27 protein-coding genes are annotated in these 25,116 nt (G+C 48.2%); 13 read left to right on the top strand and 14 right to left on the bottom strand.

Going from position 1 to position 25,116, the window contains the following annotated elements; translation table 11 throughout:
* Positions 1-48: 48 nt before the first annotated feature.
* Genes murA through ACXAH1_RS01935 form a run of 7 tightly spaced genes read right to left on the bottom strand, consistent with a single transcriptional unit; the run spans position 49 to position 4,707 of the window.
* The gene (gene murA / locus ACXAH1_RS01965) at positions 49-1,314 is read right to left on the bottom strand and encodes a UDP-N-acetylglucosamine 1-carboxyvinyltransferase (RefSeq protein WP_253048072.1); all 1,266 of its coding nucleotides are present in this window, start codon (positions 1,312-1,314) and stop codon (positions 49-51) included.
* A gap of 12 nt (positions 1,315-1,326) precedes the next feature.
* Positions 1,327-1,584, bottom strand: coding sequence for a BolA family protein (locus tag ACXAH1_RS01960; protein WP_010386610.1), 258 nt, complete (start codon positions 1,582-1,584; stop codon positions 1,327-1,329).
* 5 nt (positions 1,585-1,589) lie between these two features.
* Positions 1,590-1,883, bottom strand: coding sequence for an STAS domain-containing protein (locus tag ACXAH1_RS01955; protein ID WP_253048071.1), 294 nt, complete (start codon positions 1,881-1,883; stop codon positions 1,590-1,592).
* Positions 1,876-2,559, bottom strand: coding sequence for an MlaC/ttg2D family ABC transporter substrate-binding protein (locus ACXAH1_RS01950; protein WP_475193346.1), 684 nt, complete (start codon positions 2,557-2,559; stop codon positions 1,876-1,878). The genes ACXAH1_RS01955 and ACXAH1_RS01950 overlap by 8 nt, the downstream gene beginning before the upstream one ends.
* 5 nt (positions 2,560-2,564) lie before the next feature.
* Positions 2,565-3,110 (bottom strand): outer membrane lipid asymmetry maintenance protein MlaD, encoded by a 546-nt coding sequence (gene mlaD / locus ACXAH1_RS01945; protein WP_253048070.1) that lies wholly within the window; start codon positions 3,108-3,110, stop codon positions 2,565-2,567.
* Between the two features lie 14 nt (positions 3,111-3,124).
* Positions 3,125-3,901 carry a lipid asymmetry maintenance ABC transporter permease subunit MlaE gene (mlaE, locus tag ACXAH1_RS01940; protein WP_253048069.1) on the bottom strand — a complete coding sequence of 259 codons (777 nt, stop codon included), beginning with the start codon at positions 3,899-3,901 and terminating at the stop codon, positions 3,125-3,127.
* On the bottom strand, positions 3,901-4,707 hold the full coding sequence (locus ACXAH1_RS01935) for an ATP-binding cassette domain-containing protein (RefSeq protein WP_253048068.1): 807 nt from the start codon (positions 4,705-4,707) through the stop codon (positions 3,901-3,903). The genes mlaE and ACXAH1_RS01935 overlap by 1 nt, the downstream gene beginning before the upstream one ends.
* 228 nt (positions 4,708-4,935) lie before the next feature.
* On the opposite strand from ACXAH1_RS01935, the gene ACXAH1_RS01930 reads away from it, so the two are divergent.
* From ACXAH1_RS01930 to mgtE, 12 genes are all read left to right on the top strand, one after another.
* A complete protein-coding gene (locus ACXAH1_RS01930; RefSeq protein ID WP_475193340.1) occupies positions 4,936-5,895 on the top strand; it encodes a calcium/sodium antiporter in 960 nt (319 codons plus the stop codon).
* Positions 5,896-5,904: 9 nt separating this feature from the next.
* Positions 5,905-6,876 (top strand): KpsF/GutQ family sugar-phosphate isomerase, encoded by a 972-nt coding sequence (locus tag ACXAH1_RS01925; protein WP_475193339.1) that lies wholly within the window; start codon positions 5,905-5,907, stop codon positions 6,874-6,876.
* Entirely contained in the window at positions 6,877-7,428 is a 552-nt protein-coding gene (kdsC, locus tag ACXAH1_RS01920; RefSeq protein WP_475193337.1) for a 3-deoxy-manno-octulosonate-8-phosphatase KdsC, read from the top strand. It begins immediately after the preceding gene.
* The gene (gene lptC / locus ACXAH1_RS01915; protein ID WP_475193336.1) at positions 7,425-7,979 is read left to right on the top strand and encodes an LPS export ABC transporter periplasmic protein LptC; all 555 of its coding nucleotides are present in this window, start codon (positions 7,425-7,427) and stop codon (positions 7,977-7,979) included. Before kdsC ends, lptC begins: the two co-directional genes overlap by 4 nt.
* Positions 7,969-8,508, top strand: a complete 540-nt coding sequence (gene lptA / locus ACXAH1_RS01910) for a lipopolysaccharide transport periplasmic protein LptA (protein ID WP_253048063.1) — start codon at positions 7,969-7,971, stop codon at positions 8,506-8,508. The genes lptC and lptA overlap by 11 nt, the downstream gene beginning before the upstream one ends.
* On the top strand, positions 8,505-9,230 hold the full coding sequence (lptB, locus tag ACXAH1_RS01905; protein WP_253048062.1) for an LPS export ABC transporter ATP-binding protein: 726 nt from the start codon (positions 8,505-8,507) through the stop codon (positions 9,228-9,230). The genes lptA and lptB overlap by 4 nt, the downstream gene beginning before the upstream one ends.
* A gap of 44 nt (positions 9,231-9,274) precedes the next feature.
* Positions 9,275-10,783, top strand: coding sequence for an RNA polymerase factor sigma-54 (locus ACXAH1_RS01900; RefSeq protein ID WP_475193334.1), 1,509 nt, complete (start codon positions 9,275-9,277; stop codon positions 10,781-10,783).
* A 25-nt stretch (positions 10,784-10,808) separates the two neighbouring features.
* Complete coding sequence (hpf, locus tag ACXAH1_RS01895; RefSeq protein ID WP_010386630.1) at positions 10,809-11,096, top strand: ribosome hibernation promoting factor; 288 nt, start codon at positions 10,809-10,811, stop codon at positions 11,094-11,096.
* Between the two features lie 2 nt (positions 11,097-11,098).
* Positions 11,099-11,554, top strand: coding sequence for a PTS sugar transporter subunit IIA (locus ACXAH1_RS01890; RefSeq protein WP_475193332.1), 456 nt, complete (start codon positions 11,099-11,101; stop codon positions 11,552-11,554).
* A 12-nt stretch (positions 11,555-11,566) separates the two neighbouring features.
* A complete protein-coding gene (gene rapZ / locus ACXAH1_RS01885) occupies positions 11,567-12,412 on the top strand; it encodes an RNase adapter RapZ (RefSeq protein ID WP_138546510.1) in 846 nt (281 codons plus the stop codon).
* Entirely contained in the window at positions 12,409-12,687 is a 279-nt protein-coding gene (locus ACXAH1_RS01880) for an HPr family phosphocarrier protein (RefSeq protein WP_475193328.1), read from the top strand. The genes rapZ and ACXAH1_RS01880 overlap by 4 nt, the downstream gene beginning before the upstream one ends.
* A gap of 180 nt (positions 12,688-12,867) precedes the next feature.
* On the top strand, positions 12,868-14,226 hold the full coding sequence (gene mgtE, locus ACXAH1_RS01875; RefSeq protein ID WP_138546508.1) for a magnesium transporter: 1,359 nt from the start codon (positions 12,868-12,870) through the stop codon (positions 14,224-14,226).
* Between the two features lie 24 nt (positions 14,227-14,250).
* Here the strand turns inward: mgtE and pmbA are convergent, their stop codons facing one another.
* Entirely contained in the window at positions 14,251-15,597 is a 1,347-nt protein-coding gene (gene pmbA, locus ACXAH1_RS01870; protein ID WP_475193327.1) for a metalloprotease PmbA, read from the bottom strand.
* 191 nt (positions 15,598-15,788) lie between these two features.
* Here pmbA and yjgA point away from each other — a divergent pair, with 191 nt between their 5' ends.
* Entirely contained in the window at positions 15,789-16,310 is a 522-nt protein-coding gene (gene yjgA, locus ACXAH1_RS01865; RefSeq protein ID WP_475193325.1) for a ribosome biogenesis factor YjgA, read from the top strand.
* Between the two features lie 56 nt (positions 16,311-16,366).
* Here yjgA and tldD read toward each other — a convergent pair whose 3' ends face one another.
* Genes tldD through mreD form a run of 6 tightly spaced genes read right to left on the bottom strand, consistent with a single transcriptional unit; the run spans position 16,367 to position 25,115 of the window.
* Positions 16,367-17,821: a metalloprotease TldD gene (gene tldD / locus ACXAH1_RS01860; RefSeq protein ID WP_475193323.1), complete on the bottom strand. Its 1,455-nt coding sequence runs from the start codon at positions 17,819-17,821 to the stop codon at positions 16,367-16,369.
* Positions 17,814-18,638: a carbon-nitrogen hydrolase family protein gene (locus ACXAH1_RS01855; RefSeq protein ID WP_475193322.1), complete on the bottom strand. Its 825-nt coding sequence runs from the start codon at positions 18,636-18,638 to the stop codon at positions 17,814-17,816. The genes tldD and ACXAH1_RS01855 overlap by 8 nt, the downstream gene beginning before the upstream one ends.
* On the bottom strand, positions 18,635-22,591 hold the full coding sequence (locus tag ACXAH1_RS01850) for a YhdP family protein (RefSeq protein ID WP_475193321.1): 3,957 nt from the start codon (positions 22,589-22,591) through the stop codon (positions 18,635-18,637). The genes ACXAH1_RS01855 and ACXAH1_RS01850 overlap by 4 nt, the downstream gene beginning before the upstream one ends.
* A gap of 4 nt (positions 22,592-22,595) precedes the next feature.
* Entirely contained in the window at positions 22,596-24,068 is a 1,473-nt protein-coding gene (gene rng / locus ACXAH1_RS01845; protein WP_475193319.1) for a ribonuclease G, read from the bottom strand.
* Positions 24,061-24,639 carry a Maf family protein gene (locus ACXAH1_RS01840; RefSeq protein WP_475193318.1) on the bottom strand — a complete coding sequence of 193 codons (579 nt, stop codon included), beginning with the start codon at positions 24,637-24,639 and terminating at the stop codon, positions 24,061-24,063. Before ACXAH1_RS01840 ends, rng begins: the two co-directional genes overlap by 8 nt.
* On the bottom strand, positions 24,639-25,115 hold the full coding sequence (gene mreD, locus ACXAH1_RS01835) for a rod shape-determining protein MreD (protein ID WP_138550208.1): 477 nt from the start codon (positions 25,113-25,115) through the stop codon (positions 24,639-24,641). Before mreD ends, ACXAH1_RS01840 begins: the two co-directional genes overlap by 1 nt.
* Position 25,116: the final 1 nt, after the last annotated feature.

The following is a 25,116-nucleotide window of genomic DNA, read 5'->3' as shown; positions in this document are numbered from 1 at the left end:
AAAACAAAAAAGCGAGCTCAGCTCGCTTTTTCATAATCATAAATGTGCTTAATTATGGCGACGCTTTATCTTAGCGCCCAGCTTACTGAGCTTATCCTCTATACGCTGGTATCCACGGTCAACATGATAAATACGATCGACAACGGTTTCACCACTGGCAACAATCCCGGTTAGGATCAGACTCGCAGAGGCACGCAGATCCGTCGCCATGACCTGAGCGCCAGAAAGAAACTCAGTCTCACCACAATACGCGGTGTTGCCTTCAAGGCGAATGTTTGCGCCCATACGTTGCAATTCAGGGACATGCATAAAGCGATTTTCGAAAATCGTCTCCGTGATGGTTGCGCTGCCATTGGCAACCACATTCAATGCCGTAAACTGCGCTTGCATATCGGTTGGAAAGCCAGGGTGTGGCATGGTTTTAATATTCACGCCTTGCAGTGTCCGGCCCTGCATACTGACAAAAATGCTGTCTTCTGCCACCTCAACTAAGGCGTTAGCATCACGCAGTTTATCCAGCACAGGCTCAAGGCTATGATAATCGGTGTTTTTACACAAAACCTCTCCACCACTCATCGCAGCGGCAACTAAAAAGGTACCAGTCTCAATTCTGTCAGGAAGGATCTTGTGTTCACAACCTCGCAGGGCTTCCACCCCCTCAACTTCAATACGACTGGAGCCGGCACCGGATATCTTGGCCCCCATGGCAACCAGACACTCTGCCAGATTGACGATTTCGGGCTCGCGCGCGGCATTTTCCAACACCGTTTTGCCTTCTGCCAGCGTTGCCGCCATCAAGAGGTTTTCAGTTGCGCCAACAGAGACCGTTTCCATGAAGATTTCGGCTCCATGTAATCGTTTACCCTGTGCAATATCAGCATTGATATAACCGTTTTCAACGCGGATGGTCGCGCCCATTTTCTCCAACCCGGCAATATGTAAATCAACGGGTCGTGCGCCGATAGCACAGCCACCGGGTAATGATACCTGTGCCTTCCCAAAGCGGGCAAGCAAGGGACCTAGTGCCAGTACTGACGCACGCATTTGCTTAACCAGCTCATAAGGTGCCAGCACTTTGTCGACCTTAGCGCCATCAATCTCTAACAACTGGCCACGCCAGTTGACCTCAGCACCTAAGGTGCGTAGTAAGGCTTCTGTAGTCCCTATATCTCTGAGTCTTGGTACATTACTGAATGTGCTTTTTCCATCGGCAAGTAGCGCCGCAAACAGAATTGGCAGGGCTGCGTTTTTAGCCCCGGAAATAGTGACTTCACCGTTTAAAGTGGTGCCACCTTGGATAACAAACTGATCCATTGTGGCTCCAGATTATTGAGGTAAGATAAATTTGCGCTCGCGCTGCCACTCAGTGGGCGTAAAAGCTTTGATGCTGACGGCGTGGATAGTGCCGTCTTTAATCACTTCCATCAGAGGGGCATAGACCATTTGCTCGCGCTTAACCCGACGCAGATCTTCAAAACAGCCGCCAACTGCGATCACTTCGTAATGGCTACCTTCTGATTTAACTTTGACTTCGTCAAGTTCCAGCGCTTCTTGTAGTAAAGCTTCGACTTGGTTTGTTTCCATTGGACTCACTCAAATAGGTTACTGACCTGACCTAATGCCATTAGGTTTTGTAGCTGATCAGGTACATTTTTTAACTCAAGACGTACGTCTTGCTGCTTTAATTTGCCTAAAGAGTGAATTAACCAAGCTAAGCCCGCGGTGTCAACCCTGGATACCTCAGAAAGATCAAAATACAAGACTGACTGCGCATTTTCTAGCAACTGGTTAAGAAGCGATTCATTTGTGAGACTATCTCGGGTTAATTCCCCGATAACCGCCACTGTATCAGCGGCGGGTTTGGTAAATTGCAAATTAGGCATTGCCGTCATCACCTCGAAACTGCACGGGCAGTTTGCTTTTCTTGTCCAGTAACTCGATTACATGCTCAATACCTTGCTGACGTAAAATGCCGTGCAGCTCAGATTGCTTGGCATCCAATAGACTGATCCCTTCAGCCATCATGTCAAAGGCACGCCACTGGCCATTGCTATCGCGGCGCACTTTAAAATCGATTTTAATATCCGGCTTCCCGGCTTCCACGATCTTAGTTTTCACAATGGCAATTTTATCATCTTCCGCATCACGTGCTGGTTCAAACTCGACTTTCTGATCTGTGTATTGAGTGAATACACCCGCATAGGTTGCAACCAGATATGACTTAAACACGTCAATAAAAGTACGGATATGTTCTATCGCCTGGCGCTTCTCTTCTTTATCTTCGATATTGCGGACTTTCTGAATATGACTACCCAATACACGATAGGCGGCATATTTGTAATCGATATACGGCAGCAGCTCTTCTTCAACGATCACCCTAAGGTGCTCTTTGCTCTGCTCAATTTTAGCCTGATCTTGGGTCACGCGTTTAAAGGTGTTGTCTGCAACTTGTTGCACCATAGTATAAGGGTTGGTCATATCTACCTCACTGGCAGATACTGTGCTGGCAAGTCCAATTAGAAAAACACTTGCGAAGAAACCCAAAACTTTCGCCATCATGGTTATTACTCACTACTTTGATTAAACAGGAATTGGCCAATCAGTTCTTCCAGAACCAATGCCGATTTGGTGTCGGTGATCATGTCACCATTTTTGAGTGCCGCGCTTTCCACGCCAAATAATTCACCCAGATCGAGCTCATCGTTATTGGCCACTTCTTCGCCCAGACATGTTTGCTTGGCAGATTTAGAAGCGATCACCGGAGAAATTCCCAGATATTGCTCGCCCAAAATACCTGAAGTCAAAATGGAAACAGACGTCGTGTCTGAGAACTGACACTCGTAATGTTTGTCAATACTCATGCTCACGACTGGTACAAATTCTTGTGGATGGATACTGATCCCATCAACACGACCAATCACCACCCCGCCTACTTTAATAGGTGCACGTGTTTTAAGTGAGCCGATGTTGTCAAATTTAGCCTGCAGTGTGTAGGTTTCACTATTGCCGCTGATCCCTGCATTCGCAACTTTGAGTGCTAGCATAACAAAGGCGGCCACACCCAAGGCAACGAACAGGCCGACAAGTATTTCTATTTTCCGTGTATTCATGTTTCTACAAACCCTTAACTTGAAAACATCACTGCTGTCAGAACAAAGTCAAAGCCCAGAACAGCAAGAGAAGAATGAACCACCGTTTCTGTGGTGGCTTTACTGATCCCCTCGGACGTTGGGATACAGTCATACCCTTTGTATAGCGCAATCCAGGTCACAATGAGCGCAAATACAAAACTTTTAATCAAACCATTGACAATATCCTGCTCGAACGAAACCTGAGATTGCATAATGGACCAGAAGCTGCCTGAATCAACACCCAGCCAATCGACGCCAACTAAGTGTGCACCGAGAATGGCGATGGCCGAGAAAATCAATGCAAGTAGCGGCATACTGATGAAGCCAGCCCAAAAACGCGGTGAAATCACCCGTTTTAATGGGTCAATTGCCATCATTTCAAGACTGGATAATTGCTCAGTCGCTTTCATCAGGCCTATTTCCGCGGTCAATGCACTGCCTGCCCGGCCAGCAAATAGCAATGCCGTTACCACGGGCCCGAGTTCACGCAATAAACTCAGCGCAACAAGCGGACCGAGGCTGTCTTCGGCCCCGTAATCTACGAGTACCGTATATCCTTGTAAAGCCAGTACCATGCCGATAAACAGACCCGACACCATAATAATAAGGAGCGATTGGTGGCCAACCATATACAATTGGCGAACCAGCAGAGGTCCGCCTTTTCTGAAATTGGGCATACTACACAGTGCCCCTATCAGCATTCTGGTCGCCCGGCCTAGTGACGCAAATCGACTCAGCGTCTTATGGCCTAATTTCTGCAAAAAATCCATTAACGGCTTCCTCCTGCAAGTAACTCATCCTCATAAGGAGCTGCATCAAAGTGGAATGGTACAGGCCCATCTGAATGACCTTGCAAGAATTGTTGTACCAGAGGTGAATCATGAGCCAACATCTGCTCAGGCGTGCCACTACCGATCACACCTTGCTCGGCAATGATCACAACATGGTCGGCAATACTCAGTACCTCAGTTACATCATGCGTTACGATCAATGAGGATAACCCCAAGACTTCATTCAGCGATTTAATCAGGCGCACCAGGACTCCCATAGAAATGGGATCCTGCCCTGCAAACGGCTCGTCATACATGATTAGTTCTGGGTCAAGTGCAATGGCTCTGGCCAAGGCTGCACGGCGCGCCATACCACCCGATAACTCCGAAGGCATGAGATCACGGGCCCCACGCAAGCCAACTGCCTGTAGCTTCATCAATACCACCAAGCGAATTAGTTCTTCACTCAGTTTGGTGTGCTCTCGCAACGGGAAGGCAATATTGTCAAAAACAGACATATCCGTGAACAAGGCCCCGCTTTGGAACAACATGCTCATACGCTTACGTGCCTGATATAATGCCTGACGGGACATAGAAGGAATGCTGTCACCAGAGAAGAGAATCTCACCGCTATCCGGCTTGAGTTGACCTCCGATCAGACGCAACATGGTGGTTTTACCGATACCACTGGGTCCCATGATTGCCGTAATTTTCCCTTTGGGAACGGAGAAACTCATGTTTTTGTAGATTGTCCTTTCACCACGAGAAAAGGTCAAATCCCTGACTTCAACTATTGACTGCGTCAAGTCGCTCTCCACATCATACTTTTTCAATTGTGGAATAATACGTTGTTTTGCTACGAGATGGAAAACCCTTAATGGTAAAATTTTGTAATTCATTCGCCACAATTATTGTGGGAAATTGACACTATTATATGCATTTGCATGACCCAAAGCCGATGACTTTATTTATACATTTGATAAGCTATTTGATACTATCAGCGCCATTGAATTTAGTAACTTGGCTTAGACTTCATGGTTTTATCGTTTGTCATTCTCATTCTTGGATTCATTGCCCTGGTTTGGAGTGCAGATCGCTTCGTGTATGGCGCAGCTGCACTGGCTAAAAACCTTGGGGTACCAACGTTAATTGTGGGTTTGACTATCGTTGCAATGGGCTCCTCAGCACCTGAAATGATGGTCGCCGCGCAAGCCGCACTGGTTGACAAAACAGACACGGCTGTTGGCAATGCCGTGGGCTCAAATATTGCCAACATCATGATGGTGCTTGGTATCACTGCATTATTGCGCCCGCTTGCCGTAGGTTCAGGCATTTTGAAGCGTGAAATGCCGCTACTGGTCTTCGTGTCGTTGGCAGCCTGGTTCATCATCAGTGATAACCATTTTAGTGCACTCGAAGGCTGGCTGTTGCTCATTGGTTTTTTGGCTTTTATCGGCGGCCTCATTTATATCTCAAAAGCAGGTAAAACTGACCAGGACGATCCGCTGATTTCGGAAGCCTGTGATGAAGTTCCCAACGACGTTCCCATGGGCAAAGCCTTATTCTGGCTGGTCGTCGGTATGATTCTGCTACCTGTCAGTGCCGATTATCTGGTCGATTCTGCGGTAGATATTGCAAAATATTTTGGCATGAGTGACTTACTCATCGGCCTGACAATTATCGCGATCGGAACAAGCTTACCTGAACTCGCTGCCTGTGTTGCCGGAGTCCTCAAGAATGAAGACGACCTGGTGCTTGGCAACATTATCGGTTCGAATATCTTTAATATTTTAGCGGTTTTGTCTATTGCAGGGATCCTCAATCCAGCAACGCTGGACAGTAACATCGCAAGTCGGGACATTTATGTCATGCTTGGCGCCACTGCTGCGCTGGTGCTGATGAGCCTGAGCCTGAAAGGTCGCCGGCAAATCAATCGTATTGAAGGTGGCTTGCTGCTTAGCGCGTTCGCCGGTTATATGTACTTCATTATTTAAGGAAGCAGCATGAGCACCTACAATTTTATTGGTTCCGCCAAACAAGTACTTGAGATAGAGCAACAAGCTATAGAAGAAATTACTCAGTATATCGACGCACAGTTTACCGCTGCCTGTGAACTCATGCTGCAATGCCGTGGTCGTATCATTGTCGTTGGTATGGGCAAGTCAGGTCATATTGGTAATAAAATAGCAGCCACGCTTGCCAGCACCGGCACACCGGCTTTTTTTGTGCACCCGGGAGAAGCAAGCCATGGCGACTTGGGAATGATCACAGCAGATGACGTTGTGCTGCTGATCTCGAATTCCGGAGAAACCCATGAGGTACTCGCCATTGTGCCTGTGATAAAACGTATTGGCGCACAGGTCATCAGCATGACAGGGAATGCTGAATCAAGCATGGCCAAACTGGCAGATATCCACCTGTGTATTAAAGTGTCAAAAGAAGCCTGCCCGCTGGGGCTTGCGCCGACAGCCAGCACCACTGCTACTCTGGTAATGGGAGATGCGTTGGCGGTAGCGTTATTGGAGGCACGAGGCTTTACGGCTGATGATTTTGCCTTGTCTCATCCCGGTGGCAGCCTGGGAAAACGTCTGCTGCTAACACTCGCGGATGTGATGCACACAGGTAAAGCGGTGCCCATTGTGTCGCAAGGCTGCACTATCACTGATGCCTTGTTTGAAATGTCTGGTAAAGGCCTGGGTATGACAACCATTGTCGATGACAAGGGTCAGCTCAAAGGCTTATTCACAGATGGAGACTTACGCCGAATTATTGAACAACGACTCGATTTGCACAACACTTTAATTGAGTCTGTGATGACGAAACACTGTACCACAGTGACACAGGATATGCTGGCCGCAGAAGCATTGCATATCATGGAGAAAAAACGCATCAATGGTCTCATTGTTATTGATGCACAAGGTTGCCCAATCGGCGCGTTAAATATGCAGGATTTACTGCGAGCAGGAGTTTTATAAATGCTGTTTTCTGATCTTTACCAGCCCATTGACGACACCATTGTCCGTAAAGCACAAGCAATTAAACTACTGATCTGCGACATCGATGGGGTGTTTTCCGATGGCCGTATCTATCTGGGTAACCAAGGGGAAGAGCTAAAGGCATTTAATACCAAAGACGGTTTTGGCATCAAAGCACTGATCAACGCTGGCGTTGAAGTCGCAGTGATCACGGGCCGCCATTCACAGATAGTTAAGCAACGTATGACTAGCCTCAACGTTAAACATATCTATCAGGGGATGGAAGACAAGTTGCAAGGCTATGCTGAGCTGAAAGACAAGCTGCAACTTGCAGATCATGAAGTCGCATATATTGGTGATGACGCACCGGATTTACCCGTGATGCTCAAAGTCGGTTTATCTGTTGCAGTGAATGACGCACACCCAATGGTCATCCGCCAGGCGGACTATACCACCCTGCTACCTGGCGGCTATGGTGCTGTGCGTGAACTGACCGACTTGCTATTACTGTGCCAGGATAAATCCCTGGGATATGAAGGCAGCAGTATATGACCGTGCTCCGCGTCCTGTTGCTCATTGTATTCAGTCTGACGATGCTTTGGCTGTGGTATCCTTATTTAACCCAGTCAGGACAAACAGCGCCAAAGTCTGAAGAAGTATTAGCCAAACCTGATTATGTTGCTCTCGACCTTAAGCAGACTAATTATGCTGAGAATGGCCAGCTGAGCTATCAGATCACCGCAGATAGAATGGAGCTCTATCAGGAGCTTGGCTTCAGCCACTTTACAGCACCTATTTTTACGCTTCATAACGATCAGCAAAACTGGCAACTAAAGGCCAATGAAGCCACATTATATGGTAATAACACACTCATATTAGAAGGCCAGGTACAAGCTACAAATCTGACCGACAACGCAATGATAAAGCACATCAATGCGGATCATGTGCAAGTCGATATTAGCGAAAAGCATATGCGTTCCGAACACCCTGTTGAAATTACCGGGCCTAACTTAACCATTTCGGGCAAGGGGTTGGTTGCCGATCTCAATACCGAAATCATTGAACTCATCAACCACACTAAAACGATTTATTATGAGCAATAAATTAACTTATTCCCTGATCCTACTGTGTACATTAAGTGCATTTCAACCCAGCGCTTATGCAGAAGAAAAGGTAGTCGATCAGGTCATTATCAGCTCGGGTACTCAGCTGGCACAATTACAAACCAACATTGGCGTATTCGAAGAAAACGTTGAAATCATCCATGGCGACAGGACAATTTTGGCAGATCGCCTTGAGGTCCACCGCAGAGAAGAGCTGGGAAAAAACAAACAACTACTGGTCGCTACAGGTAACCCGGCGGTATTTCAGGAGCGCCAGGCTGATGGTTCGTTACTAAAAGCAACCGCCAAAGAAGTGCGTTATGACGTGGCAAATCGTATGCTGACCATCAAAGGAGGTGCAGAAATAAGCCAGGCAGGCCAGAAAATCAGCGCACAAACCATAGTCTATGATATGGAGAAAAAGCTGATCAGCGCACAACGGGGTGAACAAGAGAAAAATCGTGTAAGAACCATTCTTTTGCCCGAAAAAGAGAGCAGTAAGAATGCACAAAAGAAGGGTAATCCGTGAGTAAGTTAACAGCAACTGCCCTGGCCAAGAGCTACAAGGGCAGACAAGTTGTCAAAAACGTTGAATTGAGCGTTGAGGCAGGCAGCATTGTTGGCCTGCTTGGCCCTAATGGTGCGGGTAAAACCACGACTTTCTATATGATCGTAGGTTTAGTGCCGAGTGACAAAGGCAGCATTCATATTGATGATCAAGATATCACTTTACTCCCAATGCACAGCCGAGCACGCCTGGGCATAGGTTATTTGCCACAAGAATCCTCGATTTTCCGTAAACTCACAGTGTATCAAAATCTGATGGCGATTCTGGAAACCCGAAAAGCACTCAGTAAAGAGCAAAGAGAAGTTATCCTCAACGAGTTATTAGATGAGTTTAATATTCAGCATATCCGTGACAGCCAGGGCATGGCATTGTCGGGCGGTGAACGGCGTCGGGTAGAAATTGCACGCGCGCTTGCGGCAGATCCAAAATTTATCTTATTGGATGAGCCTTTCGCTGGTGTTGATCCCATTTCAGTGTTAGATATAAAGAAAATTATTGAACACCTAAAAAACCGCGGTATCGGCGTATTGATTACAGACCACAATGTGCGTGAAACGCTGGACGTCTGTGAGAAAGCTTATATAGTGTCACATGGTGAACTGATAGCAGCAGGCACCCCGGAGCATGTTCTGGCCGATCAAACCGTGCGGGATGTCTACCTAGGTGAGCAATTCAGGCTATAGTTATAAGATTAGAAGTAAATAACAAAAAGGATTGTTAGAGATACATGAGGCAATCGCTACAGCTGCGCATGGGGCAGCAACTGACAATGACACCACAGCTGCAACAGGCTATTCGTCTGTTACAGTTGAGTACGCTAGATCTCCAACAAGAAATCCAAGAAGCGCTTGATAGCAATCCTTTGTTGGAAGTGGAAGAGGGTGAGTCTGAATCACACGATAATGAAACACAGTCCAAATCGGATACTGAGTTAGATCAACACGCAACCAATGATAGTGACAGCTTTGAGGACTCGGCTGTCAGTGACTATGAGCAAGACAGCGACGCTGCATTAAACAAAGACACCGTCAGTGACGATCTGGCAATGGACGTCACCTGGGATGAGTACATCAGTGCCGCCCCGGCAAGCAGCTCTGGCCCTATGCCAGAAGATGAAACCATCTATCAGGGAAAAACCTCTGAGACGCTGCAAGAATACATGATGTGGCAACTGGAGCTCACTCCCTTTAGCCCAACTGACAGAGCCATTGCTCTGGCAATCGTCGAAGCCGTTGACGACGCTGGTTTATTGACTATCAGCTGCGAAGACATTGTTGAGAGTATGAATCAGGACAATGACGACGAACAAATCGAATTGGATGAAGTCGAAGCCGTACTGAAACGTGTTCAATTATTTGATCCCGTTGGTATTGCAGCCCGCAGCTTGCAGGAATGTTTGTGTATCCAGCTCAATCAGTTTGATCCAGCCACTCCGTGGTTAACCCAAACCAAAGAGATTCTGACGGAACATATCGATCTACTCGCAAGTCGTGACTACCGAACTTTGATGAAAAAGACTAAGCTCAAAGAAGCTGAGCTTAAAGAAGTCATGACCCTGATCCACAGCCTTAACCCCAAGCCTGCCGCCAGTATAGTGCAAGAAGAAGCAGACTATGTGATACCGGATGTCTCGGTGAAAAAAGTGAAAGGCCGCTGGGTTGTTGAACTCAACCCGGACTCTATGCCGAAGATAAGAGTAAACGATCACTATGCCGCTATGTCCCGTTCAGTCAAGTCGAGCACCGACAGTCAGTTTATCCGCTCGCACTTGCAAGAGGCAAAATGGTTTATTAAAAGTCTCGAAAGCCGCAATGAAACTTTATTGAAAGTTACCAATTGCATTGTGCAACAACAACAGGCATTCTTTGAACATGGCCCCGAGGCGATGAAACCTATGGTACTCAATGATGTGGCCGAAATGGTCGACATGCATGAGTCCACAATTTCACGTGTAACAACGCAAAAGTATATGCACACGCCTCGCGGTATTTATGAGTTGAAGTATTTCTTCTCAAGCCATGTCAGCACTGAAAACGGAGGAGAATGCTCTTCGACTGCAATCAGAGCATTGATCAAAAAGCTAATTGCCGCAGAAAATACAGCTAAGCCATTAAGTGACAGCAAAATCGCGGATGTATTGGCAGATCAAGGGATCAAAGTGGCTAGACGTACAATTGCCAAATACCGAGAGTCTTTGGCTATCCCACCGTCGAATCAGCGTAAAAGCTTGATTTAGACGTAACTACAGAAGGAAAATGCTTATGCAACTAAATTTAACTGGTCGACATGTAGAAATCACCGATTCGTTAAGAGACTATGTAACAAACAAGTTTGCGAAGCTAGAAAGGCACTTTGATCACATCAACAATGTGCATGTAATCCTAGATGTCGAAAAGCTCATCCAAAAAGCAGAAGCCACATTACATGTGAACGGAGGGGAGATTTTCGCCTCGACCGAACACCGGGATATGTATGCCGCAATAGACGGACTCATCGATAAGCTTGATCGTCAGGTGATCAAGCACAAAGAGAAGCTAACTCGACACTAATCATGAAACTAAGCTCATTGATTTCACAGGACTGCAGCAAAGCTGCGGTCCTTTTTAATAGCAAAAAACGTATTTTAGAATACATCAGCGAGTTGGCACATAGTCAGCTGCCAGACAGCAATGCCCATGAAATTCTGGATTCACTTCTCAGTAGAGAAAAACTTGGCAGTACAGGTATCGGCAAAGGGATTGCACTCCCCCACGGCCGCCTTCCGGGGATCGATAAAGTCGTCGCTATGCTCCTCGTTAATCAACAAGGTATTGCTTTTGACGCCATCGACAATCAACCCGTCGACATTTTTGTGGCACTCATCGTACCTGAAGGAGAAAATCAACAACATTTGCAGACCTTGGCAACAATCGCTGATAAACTTAAAAACAAGGTGTTTTGTAAACGTATCAGACAAGCTCACGATGATCAGGAGTTATTCTCGATAATTGAAGAGTTTGACAACTAACGGAGAGTTTTTGTGCAGCTAATTATTGTCAGTGGTCGTTCTGGCTCGGGAAAATCGGTCGCTTTGCGTGTACTGGAAGACCTTGGTTACTACTGCGCCGATAATATCCCTGTTAACCTTCTGCCCGCGTTAGTGCGCAGTGTATCCGACAGCTACGATAAAATTGCCGTCAGTATTGATGTGCGCAACCTGCCAAAAGATCAGCAAGAACTCGACGATATTCTGGAGTATTTACCAGGATTTGCTGAGCCGAATATTTTTTACCTGGATAGTGAAGATCAAATCCTGATCCGCCGCTTCTCCGAAACACGCCGTCTGCACCCTCTGTCGTTAGCGGATCTATCGCTGGACAAAGCGATCAAAAAAGAAAAAGAGCTGCTGGATCCATTGATCCGTCGCGCTAATATTACAATCGATACAACGGACATGAGCATTCATCAGCTCGCAGAGCAGATCCGTGAGAAGATACTGGGTAAAAAAGACAAGCAATTAATTATTACGTTCGAATCATTTGGTTTTAAGCATGGTATCCCAAAAGAAGCTGATTATGTTTTTGATGCCCGCTTTCTCCCTAACCCTCACTGGGAGCCAGAGCTTAAGCCTTTGACTGGGCTAGATAAGCCTGTCATTGACTATCTAGCAAGCCATAGTCTGGTGCAAAAGTTCACCTGGCAAATACAAACTTTTGTGCAAACCTGGCTACCACACCTTGAGCGTAACAACCGCAGTTACCTGACGATTTCGATTGGTTGTACTGGCGGTCAGCATCGCTCTGTTTACCTGGCTCAAACGTTGGGTGAACGCTTTGCCCGCACACATAGCAACGTGAAAATCCATCACCGCGAACAAGAAAAATGACACAACGCTTTGAAGATACCTTTTTGATCCAAAATAAATTGGGCCTGCATGCCCGTGCAGCCAGTGTTCTGGCTGAGCTTTCCGCTCAGTTTGACGCCAATATCATGCTATTTCAGGGAGACAAAGCGGCTGAGGGCGACAGCGTGTTGGCGCTACTGCTGCTGGAAAGCAGTCAAGGTAAGGAAGTCAAAGTCATATGTGAAGGGCCTGATGCCGAGCAAGCTTTAAGTGCAATTGGTAATCTGATAGACGACAAATTTAACGAATCCGAGTAGCTCCCTTCCCCTTGTTACGTAGCCACCAGCTGTACTATAGCAAGGCTATTTGCATCACTTAATGCTGCTTTTTAGTTATACTAATTGATATTAAAACAGCTATAATTATCATAAGCCTATAATCAGCGCGCTTTACAATCATGACAAGCTTAATTGTCGACTATCCAATCTGGGACGCCTATGCCTGAAGTTTTTGAACAAGACTACACACTGGAGCTATTACAGCAAGTTACCAATGCCCTCAACAGTGGTCAGTTTGTTCAAGTCAGGCGCACATTAGCCGAAATTCCGCCCTGTGACACCGCATTACTCCTTGAGTCCTCTCCGCATAAGGTCAGAACTCTGCTTTGGCAGTTGGTTGACCCGGATATTCAGGGTGACGTGCTAGAGGAGCTGTCAGAAGACGTACGACTCAGCATCATCGCCAAGATGGAGCCTGAGCTCATTGCTGCGGCAACCGAGGACATGGACGATGACGACCTGGGTGAGGTCCTGAGAAGCCTGCCAGACCCTGTTTATCAGGATGTTATCGGTGCTATGGACTCGCAAGACAGAGCCCGAGCGACACAGGCACTGTCTTATGTAGAGCACTCCGCCGGCGCTCTGATGAACACAGATACGGTGACCATTCGCCCGGATGTATCTTTGGATGTTGTCTTGCGTTACTTGCGCCTTAAAGGTGACCTGCCTGCTGGTACGGATGACCTGTACGTTGTTGACAAAGACAATTGCTTTTTGGGTTCCCTTTCTATCAGTATGTTACTCACCAGCCAGCCTGATAAGCTCGTCAAGGAGCTTATGAATGATGAGCGTGAGACCATTCCCATTTCCATGGATGAAAGCGATGTCGCTCAGTTGTTTGAGCGCCACAACTGGATCTCAGCCCCGGTCGTCGACGATAACGCACATCTGCTGGGCCGTATCACCATCGATGACATCGTTGATGTCATTCGTGAAGATGCAGAGCACAGCCTGATGAGTATGGCTGGTCTTGATGACGAGGAAGATACCTTTGCACCAGTGTGGAAAAGTAGCCGGCGCCGCTCCATCTGGTTAGGGATTAACCTGCTTACTGCACTGATGGCCGCTTTTGTTGCCAGCTTTTTTGAAGGCACCTTAGATATTTTACCGATCCTGGCTGTCTTAAATGGCATAGTGCCAAGTATGGGTGGGGTTGCAGGTAGTCAGACACTGACCCTGGTTATTCGGGGTATTGCACTTGGCCATGTAAATGCTACTAACCAACGCTTTCTGCTCGGAAAAGAATTGGCCATTGGCGCATTAAATGGCCTGCTATGGTCACTGCTCATAGCAGGCGTGATTGCGCTGTGGCAATGGGATTTTGTACTCGGTGGCGTGATCGCCTTTGCGATGTTTATGAACCTGGTCGCTGCAGGCATCGCCGGAGCCAGCATCCCTTTGATCCTGAAAAGAATGAATATAGATCCTGCTCTGGCAGGCAGTGTGGTGCTAACGACGGTCACCGACATAGTAGGCATTTTCGCCTTTCTGGGCACCGCGACCTGGCTGCTGGTTTAAGCAGCCAGATACCTGGTACGCATGTTACTGACCAGCAATTTGCATGCTTTCAATAAGCACTGAACCCGTTTGTACTGCCCCTCGGGTTTCAATGTCTCCGCCAATGGCTTTGACAGACTTAAACATCTCTTTGAGATTGCCAGCAATGGTGATCTCACTGACCGGATATTGGATCTCGCCATTTTCTACCCAAAAACCCGCTGCACCACGCGAATAATCGCCTGTGACTGTGTTTACGCCCTGCCCCATCAGCTCTGTCACTAACAAGCCGCGTCCCATGGTGCGTAGTAAAGCAGCCAAATCCGGCTCCGTTGCTTGTACCAGCCAGTTGTGGATCCCCCCGGCATGACCGGTGCTGCGCATACCTAAACGTCTGGCGGCATAGCTGGGCAACAGGTACGTCTCCAGCACGCCGTCTTTGATGATATCGCGCTCAACCGTACGCACGCCTTCCGCATCAAACGGACTGGACGCTAAGGCCTGCAGCATGTGCGGTTGTTCCTTAATGGAAACACAGGAATTGAACACCTCGCTCCCCAAACTATCCAGCAAGAAACTCGACTTTCGATATAAGGCACCACCGCCAATTGCCGATACCAAATGACCAAACAGGCTGTTAGCAATGTCCGCACGAAACACCACAGGCACCCGCATGGTATCCAGCTTACGGCTATTTAACTTTGCCAGTGTTGACTCCGCCGCTTCCACCCCCACAGCTGTGGCATCGCGCAGTTGAGTATGCAAGCGTGAGATAGAATAGGCGTTGTCACGTTGCATAACGCCATTTTCTTCCCCAATCACCATAGTGCTTAATGTATGCCGGGTACGCGGGAAACCAGCCAAAAACCCGTGGCTATTGCCATAGACACGTAAGCCCTGATGACTGGCCACACTGGCACCATCTGAATTAACGATACGTGGGTCAAAATTTAATGCGGCCTGCTCGGCTTCAAGACATCGCTTTACGCCTTCTTCCGGGGTTAGAGTCCAGGGATGAAAGAGATCCAAATCAGGCACTTGTGTTGGCATAAGATCCGCATCAGCCACACCGTTGCACGGATCGTCGGAGGTAAACCTGGCGATTTCAACGGCTTTTTCCACAACAGAGCGTAAGGCATCAGGGCCCAGATCGGCAGTCGATGCCGAGCCTTTGTGTTGACCCACATACACACTCAGGCCCAGACCACCATCTTGATTAAATTCAATCGTTTCAACTTCACCCATACGGGTGCTAACGGACAAACCCGAAGTTCGACTCATCGACGCCTCAGCGGAGGTCGCGCCAAGTTGCTTTGCGTAGTCAAGGACATCGGACACAGCTTGTTTCACTTCATCAATCTGCGTCCAAATGGGATCTTGCTGCTGGCTCATGTTTTTCTTCCACAAATCATAGTACTTCCTTAATCCTAACACAGCCCGCGCCATTACGCTGTGACTCGCACAAAGATTCTGATTTCCTGGCAAGCGTAATGCGTACATATAGCTGGTGCAATCGCAGACGTTACTGCTTTTCTTACTTCTGGTATAATCAGGTCATTAATAACTTGATTAAGTGCGATACCATGGCCAAAAAACCGACTCAAGAGCCAGAAGAAGAGATCATTTACGTCTCAAAAAGCGAGCTAAAACGCGATGCGCAGCAGTACCATCAGCTAGGTGTTGATATCGCTCAGTTAGGCAAGAAGCAAAGAGAGAAGATCCCGCTCACCCCTGAACTGGTTGCAGCTATGGATCTGGCCGACAAGCTACGCGGAAAACATGATGCTTACCGCCGTCACCTGAACTTCATCGCCAAACAATTGCGTACCACCAGCAATGTAGATGAATTACAGCAAAGCCTGGATCTGATATTGAACAGGAATAATCAGGCCGATGTCTTGCTCAATCAGGTCGAAAAACTCAGAGATGAGCTGATCGCCAAAGGTGATGACAAGATCAACGCCCTACTTGATGAACACCCGACACTGGAGCGCCAAAAGCTGAGACAGCTGGTACGTCAGGCAAAGAAAGAGCAACAGGCAGAAAAACCAGGGAAAGGTTATAAAGAGCTGTTTCAGTTGCTTAAAGAATTGATCTTGCCATAACAGCCCTGGCTATATACACCCGCAGCGTCACACATAGTGCTACTGCGGGTGAGTTCTTAAGCGGTGCCACCAACGGTGAGTTCGTCAATTTTCAGACTGGGCTGACCCACCCCGACAGGCACGCTCTGACCACTTTTACCACAGACACCGACACCCGTATCTAACTCCAGATCATTACCTAGCATAGAAATTTTTTGCATTACGTCCGGACCATTTCCGATCAGCGTGGCACCTTTAATGGGCTGTGTCACTTTGCCATCCTCTATCAGATAGGCCTCCGACGCAGAAAACACGAACTTACCAGATGTAATGTCTACCTGACCACCGCCGAAGTTAGGGGCGAAGATCCCTTTCTTGACCGACGCTATAATCTCACTCTGACTATGTTCACCAGGCAGCATGTAGGTGTTGGTCATTCTGGGCATTGGCAAGTGCGCGTATGATTCACGCCGGGCATTGCCCGTCGGTGCCACCCCCATCAATCTGGCATTGAGCTTGTCCTGCATATAACCTTTCAATACGCCCTGTTCGATCAGGACGTTATAACCTGCCGGTGTCCCTTCATCGTCAATGTTCAATGAACCTCGGCGATCATTCAGCGTTCCATCGTCCACCACAGTGCACAGGCTGGATGCGACTTGCTCGCCGACACGGCCGCTAAACGCAGACGCCCCTTTGCGGTTAAAGTCACCTTCAAGGCCATGACCAACGGCCTCATGCAGTAAAACACCAGGCCAGCCAGCCCCCAATACCACAGGCATAGTGCCCGCTGGTGCATCAACCGCTTCCAGATTAACCCGAGCCTGGTGAACAGCCTTGGAGACATACTGTTGCCACCGCGGTTTACCATCGACCAACTCGCGGAAATAGTTGTAGTCGAGACGCGCGCCACCACCGGCACTGCCCCGCTCACGACGGCCATTTTTAGCCAGTAATACAGAGCAGTTTAAACGAACCAGAGGGCGTATATCCGTTGCAAAGGTGCCATCACTGGCGGCAACCAACACTTCCTCGTATACGGCAGACATTGAACTAACCACCTGCTCAGCCTCCGGAGCCAATTCACGGATGGCGGCTTCTACTTCACGTAATAAAGCGACTTTCTCAGAATCACTCATACTCAGTAACGGTTGAGTTGCCTCAAATTGGGTCGCCGCTTTGACGTCAGCGAACACCTGCACCTGCTTGTCTTCACCTTGCTGTGCAATGCTTCTGGCCGCCATTGCAGCCTGATTTAATGCTTCGATATTAATGGCATCAGAGTAACTAAAACCGGTTTTTTCACCACTTACAGCACGCACTCCCACACCGCGTTCTATGTTGTAGCTGCCCTCTTTGACGGAACCATCTTCCAGTACCCAGGTTTCGTGGTAGCTGGACTGAAAATACAGGTCGGCATAATCCACCTTGTGCTGATGAATATATGCCAGCGTCTGCTGTAGCTGCTCCCGGGTTAAGTCACTGTCAGTCAGTAAATGTTGTTCAACGTGCTCGCTACCAAAATTACTCATAAAAATCGCTCTTAAATCGGTTATGTGCCGCAACCGGCATTTTCTGTCGGATGGCGTGCAATGCTGCCAGGTCAACTTGAGCATGAATAATGCCCACTTGGGTTGACGCTTCAGCCAGACAAGTGCCCCAGGGTGACACAATCAGGCTATGACCATAGGTTTGCCGACCATTCTCGTGATGCCCGACCTGAGCCGCAGCAACCACATAACACTGTGTTTCTATTGCCCTTGCCCGTAATAATGTCTGCCAGTGCGCATCTCCAGTCACCGTTGTGAATGCGCTGGGTACCAGTAATACCTCAGCGCCCTGTTCTCGCATCATTTGATAGAGGCCGGGAAAGCGCACGTCATAGCAAACACTCAAGCCCAGGCGACCAAAAGGGCTGGCCACAGTGACAACGTCATCCCCGGCGCGGGTCAACCTAGATTCCCGATACTGCCCCGCACTGTCTGCAACATCCGCATCAAACAGATGGATCTTATTATAGCGTGCAACTTCCGTCCCTTCATTGTTAAACAACAAGCTGGCAGCATAATAGCGGCCCTCGCCATCCTTCATGGCGATAGTGCCCGCTGCTAACCAAATATCAAAGTCCCGACAAAGTTGTTGAATTTGTTCGATCCAGCTATGGCTTTCCTCAGCTTGTGCCAACGTCTGTTGTGGCGTTTCGCAAAACGCCAGCCATGATTCAGGCAAACACACCAGTGCAGGCTGCTCCAGAGTCTGTGTCTCAAGTAGTTCCCGCAGCTGTTTCAGGTTGTGCGCAGGATGTATCCCCGAGCACATTTGCACTGTATAGATATGACAGATACTCATGGCTTTTCCTCTTTAACCGTCGAAGGTTGAACTACTGTGGTGTCTGTAGCACCTGAACTGGCGTCCTGTGTGCTCTGCTCAGGTTGCTCAGTTGCTCCCCCTTCATGTTGAGGCTGCACTGGTGCTTCGGGTTTATCAGGCTCAGCATTCGGAGGTTTAGGTAATTCAACTTCCCGGCTCTTACGGTCCAGCTCCGTCACGACAGGTTCAGTCATTGTGCCGGTCACCTTAAACTTGATCTCCGAGATCACTCGCGCGGAATGGATCACCTTATCTATTGCTAACGCGGCAAGGCCAGTCACCGGGTTGACCATCCAGCCAACTATTACGGGTAGGCTGGATGTGACCTGAGGCGCCACAGACAGCTCGTAATCAATCGCCTGGCTATTTAGATCGGCATAGCCTTTCGCAGACAGGTCGGCTGGCACGCCATCCAGCTGGGTATCCTCAGTGAAAACAACCCCTTTGTTCAACTGAAAAGTGCCATCAATTCGGTTGTAGAAAAACCCTTTTGCAAACACGTCGCGAAAGTCCAGCTTGAGCTTACGCACCAACGAATCCAAGCTGAGTAAAGAAAACACTCGTGCACCGTGATCGCTTATCTCCGCCAAATGTCCCTCACCCAGTTGCCATTTAACTTCTCCATCCAAGCTGGCAACATCAAATTCATAAGGTGGTTTAGCCCAGCTCAATGCAAACTCTATATCCGCACTGGAATCCTGAACGCTAGAGGTGATATCAAATTCTTCCATAAGTTGACCAAAATCGTCACTGGTCAGCGTTCCGGCAAAGTTGGTTCGACCATCTCGCCAGCCCCCGCTGCCTTTTAGCAGGTGGTCGCCCTTATCGACACTCAGCTGCTCTATCAATAATTCTTCTCCATTCCCGGCTAATTTCAGGTTGACCTTATCGAGCTGATACTGTGCAATTTTGCAGTCATCACAGTTTAATTCAATAGCCGGCATACTCGCTAACCATTGATGTGATTCTTGAGTGCCTTCAGCTTGTGGCGCATCTTCTGCTGTGGCCGCATTTTCCTCTATAGGAATGGGGTTCAAACGCAGGTAATCCGCCTGGATCTGAATTGGCTGTGTCGACTTGCTGTCCGGGATTTGCACCTGTGCTCGCAGTTCCTTGCCATTCAATCTGGCCTGCAACCCCTGAGCATCGGGAGTTAAGCTTAATTCGAAGTCACTGACGGCGAGCTCAAGTGCATTCAGCTGCGCAATTTGGGCACGTAACTCACCAAAGGCGGGTAATATTCCCGGCTCAGGGGACGTTTGCTCGACCTGTGCAATGATACGTTCAATAAACGGCAACCAGGGGGCCAGCGAGAGCTGAGGCTGGGTGATCGCGATGTTAAAGCCGGGTTTACTTAATGCGCTGTTATCATTGGCAAGAACCAATTGGGCACGTTCAATCAGACCACTATTGTTATCCAGAATGCCGTCAAAATAGAGTTGCTCCCCCAGCGCCACACTGATCAGGTTGGATATATCATCACCACGCACCTGTGCTTGTAATTGCATACGCTCATTGACCTGCTTACCGACCGGCATGGGTAAATCTACAGCCACGCCCTGCAAGTCTGATGCAAAGTTTGCTTCGTAGCTGAATCCTTGCTCCGTAAAATCGAGCATCACACGTCCAGCCAGTAGTGCTTGTCCATCTACAAACCCATTCATCAAACCTTGTGTCAGCGGCATCAGCTTGTCACTGTCAGCATTCAGTCTTGTCTCTATTCCCAAACGGTAACGACTACTGTCTCCCTGTCCGGATAAACTAAATAGCAAAGGCATACCGCGCCAAAGTGCTCGCGTATTCTCCAGCTCAATGTTGTCGTCAATAAAATTAAGCGTACCACTCAGCCTATCGAGTGCCATACCCGGCTGCTGCAAATAGAGCGCATTATCTTTAAATTCCACGGACCCCAGCACATTGACATCCAGTGAGGCCAAATCAATTAACAGATCAACATTGCCCGTTACATTTCCCTGAACCTGAGCAACCTGAAGAATATCAGCGAGTGGATCCGCGATAGGTGTTGCACTAAAAAAAGCGGCTAACGTGCTGGCCTCTGTAGTATGGGCAATATTCACCGTCAGCAGATCTGTTTGCTCAAGGTCAGCCAGGCTGACGACCACCCCGGAGTCCAATTCCTGGTTTATTAATGTGCCTTGATTCACTGTGATATCCATCCGCTCATCCGCAAAGTGCAGGGTCACATCACCATCGTGCAAAGCCGCCCAATCAGGTGCAAAAGCAAATTTAGCCTGATCAATACGCGCCAACACTTCAAAACGGCCCTGATGACCGCGATAGGGAAATTGTTCTAACGGTCCGGATAACAATACCTGAGTATGCCTGAGTCGCCCTCCCTGAATCCCATTATTCAAATAGTCGACCAGGTTTTCATTCATCAGTTGTAGCGGAAAATACCGCCCTGCTATGCTGGCGTCACCACCAAATACATCGGCATAGAGATCAAGTTCTGGCTCATCAAGCAGACGCAAGTGCATCTCCAAAGCCAAGCTCAAGTCATCATTGCTAAGCCACAAATTATCCGATAGAACATGCCATTGCTGCGCATCGTCGAGGTAAAAATGAATATCGCCATTGAGCTCATTGACCGCCAGTGGAGCGATAAATTGTTCTTCCACCTGCATAGTTTGGTTCTGAGCACTCACGGTGACCACGCCACGTTCGGGCATCAGTGTCAGTTCAGCATTCAATCCGGAAAAGCCAGGGATCCCACCATCTTGCAACCAGCCAATATCCTGCAGGGCCAACCACATCGACATAGGTTTATCGTCTTCAAGTGACAGTCTGGCCGCAGTGACCTGGCCAAATGGAGAAAGTGTTTTCACTTGCTTTGCCCAGTCAAAGTGTGTCAGCGACATAAGCTGAGCAACAAAAGTCAGATCCAGTTGCTGCATCCACAAGGTGCGCTCATTCTCGCGAAATTGCCCCTGAATGCTTAACGGCGCAAGGCTTTGCTTATCGCGTGATAGCTGTAACTCGGAGCTGCTCAGCGCCCACCCACCTTGCGCTGGCTGCAAGTAGAGAGATCCCCCTTGCACTGCCAGTTGCTTGTCGACTTGCTCCTGCTGCCAGCTAATATGACTGGGTAACCAATCCACTAAGACATCTTTAAGTTGCCCTTGCTCCAACTGCGCCCAAAGCTGCATATTAACACTGGAGTTGACATCACTGTACTGAGGGTCAAGGTAGGCCTGTAGCCAACTCATTATTTCAACCTGTTGCGCGTCGATAAAGATATCGCCCGCCATGGCTTTGAGTTGCTGACCATGGAAGCGAAAACGCGCGTTGAGTTGCCCCTTAGCGAGTCCGGGCAACGAGATTTGCCCCTCTCCATGATGCATGTCTGCACTATTTTGCCAGATCAGATCTGGTACCAGTAAAGTATGCGAAGTGTCGTCACTGAGCAGTAAAGTCACCTGGCTATTCTGAACAGCAAAATGCCCGGTATCGCCCAGAAACAGTTCTTCAATCAACGCATGTTGCTCGAACTCCCCGCTGCCCCCCTCCATACCAGTCGTCATCGCATCAATATCTAGCGTGGCATCAAATCCATCAAGCACAAAATAATTGGAAACCAGTCGCCACTGTCGAACGGATTCAACCAGATTGAGCTGCAGGCTGGTTTGTGCAATATGTAAAGAAATTGGCGAGAGAAGGTTGTCTTCAAAACTGACATCACGTAATACCAGTGCTGGCCCATTGCCCTGCCAGCTGGCACTGATACTACCGATACTTAACTCGACCCCGAGCTGCTGGTAGAGCAGCGACTCGATGTCGTTTTTATACTCATTGGCGTAAGGCAGGCTATATTTAACCAGGGACACCAAGACGGCAAGCAGCACCAATGTGACCGCAAACACCTGCCACATCTTTCGCACACAAAAAAAGCAAACCGTCTTTACCTGCATCATGTCACTACATCATGACGACATCAAACTGCTCCTGGCTATACAGGCTCTCAGTCTGAATGTTGACTTGCTTACCGATAAACAATTCCAGTTCTGCCAGATTGTGATATTCGTCATTGACCAGGGCTTCGCTGACTGCCGGTGATGCGTAGACCATAAACTTGTCAGCGTCGTAGGCACGATTAACACGCACAATTTCGCGTAAGATTTCGTAACAAACAGTTTCAACTGTCTTGAGTGAACCGCGACCTGAGCAGGCAGGGCACACGTCACATAGAATGTGCTCAAGACTTTCTCGCGTGCGCTTTCGGGTCATTTCAACCAAACCCAGCGCGGATAAACCATTGATGTTAGCCTTGGCCCGATCTTTTGCCAGTGCCGTTTCCAGCGAATGTAAAACCCGGCGCTTGTGCTCATCCGAAATCATATCGATGAAGTCAATAATGATAATGCCACCCAGATTACGCAGCCTGAGTTGTCTGGCAATGGCTGAAGTCGCCTCAACATTGGTATTAAATATAGTTTCTTCGAGGTTGCGATGGCCAACGAACGCACCCGTATTCACGTCAACCGTAGTCATGGCTTCAGTTTGATCAAATATCAGATAACCGCCCGATTTCAACTCGACCTTACGGTGCAGTGCTTTTTGAATTTCTATCTCAACATCAAATAAGTCGAAGATCGGACGCTCGCCGGGGTAGTACTCGAGCGTTTGTGACAACTGAGGGACGAACTCTTCTGTAAAATCTTTTAGCTGCTGGTAGGTCAGTTTAGAGTCAACACGGATACGCTCCATGTCTTCACCAACATAATCCCTGAGAGTGCGAAATGCGAGTGTCAGATCCTCATGGAGTATACTGGCTTTGCTGGTTTTTCTGCGGCGCTTGATGATTTTTTGCCAAAGCTTCTTCAGAAACTCAGCATCATGCTGCAACTCAGCTTCTGCCGCCCCTTCTGCTGCTGTGCGCACAATAAAACCACCATTTTCATCATTGTACTGAGCAACAATTTTTTTCAGTCGACCACGCTCTTCTTCCGTTTCAATACGCTGGCTGACACCCACATGAGTCGCATCCGGCATAAACACCAGGTAACGTGATGGAATGGTAATGTCTGTGGTCAGGCGAGCACCTTTAGTGCCGATAGGATCTTTCACCACCTGCACCATAATAAACTGACCCTGTTTTACCAGTTCACGAATATCCTGCACCTTTTTGATCGGCTGGTCGTCGACGCCCTCTTCAATCGAAGCACTATTAACAATATCGGATGCATGTAAGAAAGCGGCTTTCTCAAGGCCTATGTCTACAAAAGCGGCCTGCATACCTGGCAGGACTCGGCTTATTTTGCCCAGATAGATATTACCTACAATACCGAGATTACCAACTCGCTCTACTTGCACCTCTTGTAAAACACCATTTTCAATGAGTGCAACCCGGCTTTCGCTGGGAGTCACATTGATCAATAACTCACTACTCATCTACACCCGCCATAAATGCTTTAATCAGTTCATCCGTCTCGTATAAAGGTAAGCCGACAACAGCGAAATAGCTACCTGATAACTGAGTAACAAAACGCCCACCTAACCCTTGAATGCCATAGCCTCCCGCTTTATCGTGCGGTTCTCCACTTTGCCAGTATTGCTCAATTTCTTTTTCATTCAAGGGTTTAAATGTAACATCTGTTATCACCGTTCGGCTTAGGATCCGATCTGTATCGGCAATGGCAATTGCAGTCATAACTTGATGCGTTTTACCAGATAGCGCCTGCATCATGACGATAAAGTCATGTTTGTCTTTGGGTTTACCCAGCGCCTGTTCTCCGAGCACGACAATGGTATCACTGCCCAGTACAGGTGCATCCTGATAGCCCATAGCAACGCCACTTGTGGCCTTCAGCCGCGCCAGTCGTTCGACATAAAGCAACGGTGCCTCACCGGGTAATTGGCTTTCGTCTGCATCTACAGAAAATTGCGAGAAAGAATAGCCGAGTTGAGTCAACAACTCACGCCTGCGTGGCGATGCTGACGCCAGATAAAGTGTCGGTGTCATTAACGGATCCTAAAATGCCTGCGATACTTGCGTAATAGCAGGAAAACCCAAGGCCAGCACAGCATACCTATCAAGGCCGGCCATAAATATCTCGGGTTGAAATAAATGTCTAACAAGAAATGGTTCAGCCAAAATTGCAGCAAGTGATACAAAGCTAAAAACAAGCCAATAAGCACTGCCTGCTGCCAGATTGAGAAGTTCCTGATCTTTTGAAAATTACTGGTCGTGATATACACACAAATGGAATAGGTGAGTGAGTTCACACCCAACGGAGAGCCTGTTGCCAGATCCATAACCAGCCCGGTACACCATGCCCAGCCAATATTGACACGATGCGGTAAGGCAATTGACCAGTACATTAATACCAGTAAGACCCAGTCGGGCCTAAATGGTTCAAAGGATATAGGCAGCGGCATCAGTGCCATAATTAATGCAATAAACAGGCTCAGTGCTACCAGGGCATAACTTCGGTTCATA

The sequence above is a fragment of the Pseudoalteromonas sp. AWH4_217 genome, from assembly GCF_056161105.1.
The sequence above is the reverse complement of the archived record's forward strand: the minus strand, read 5'-3'. Positions and strand labels throughout refer to the sequence as shown.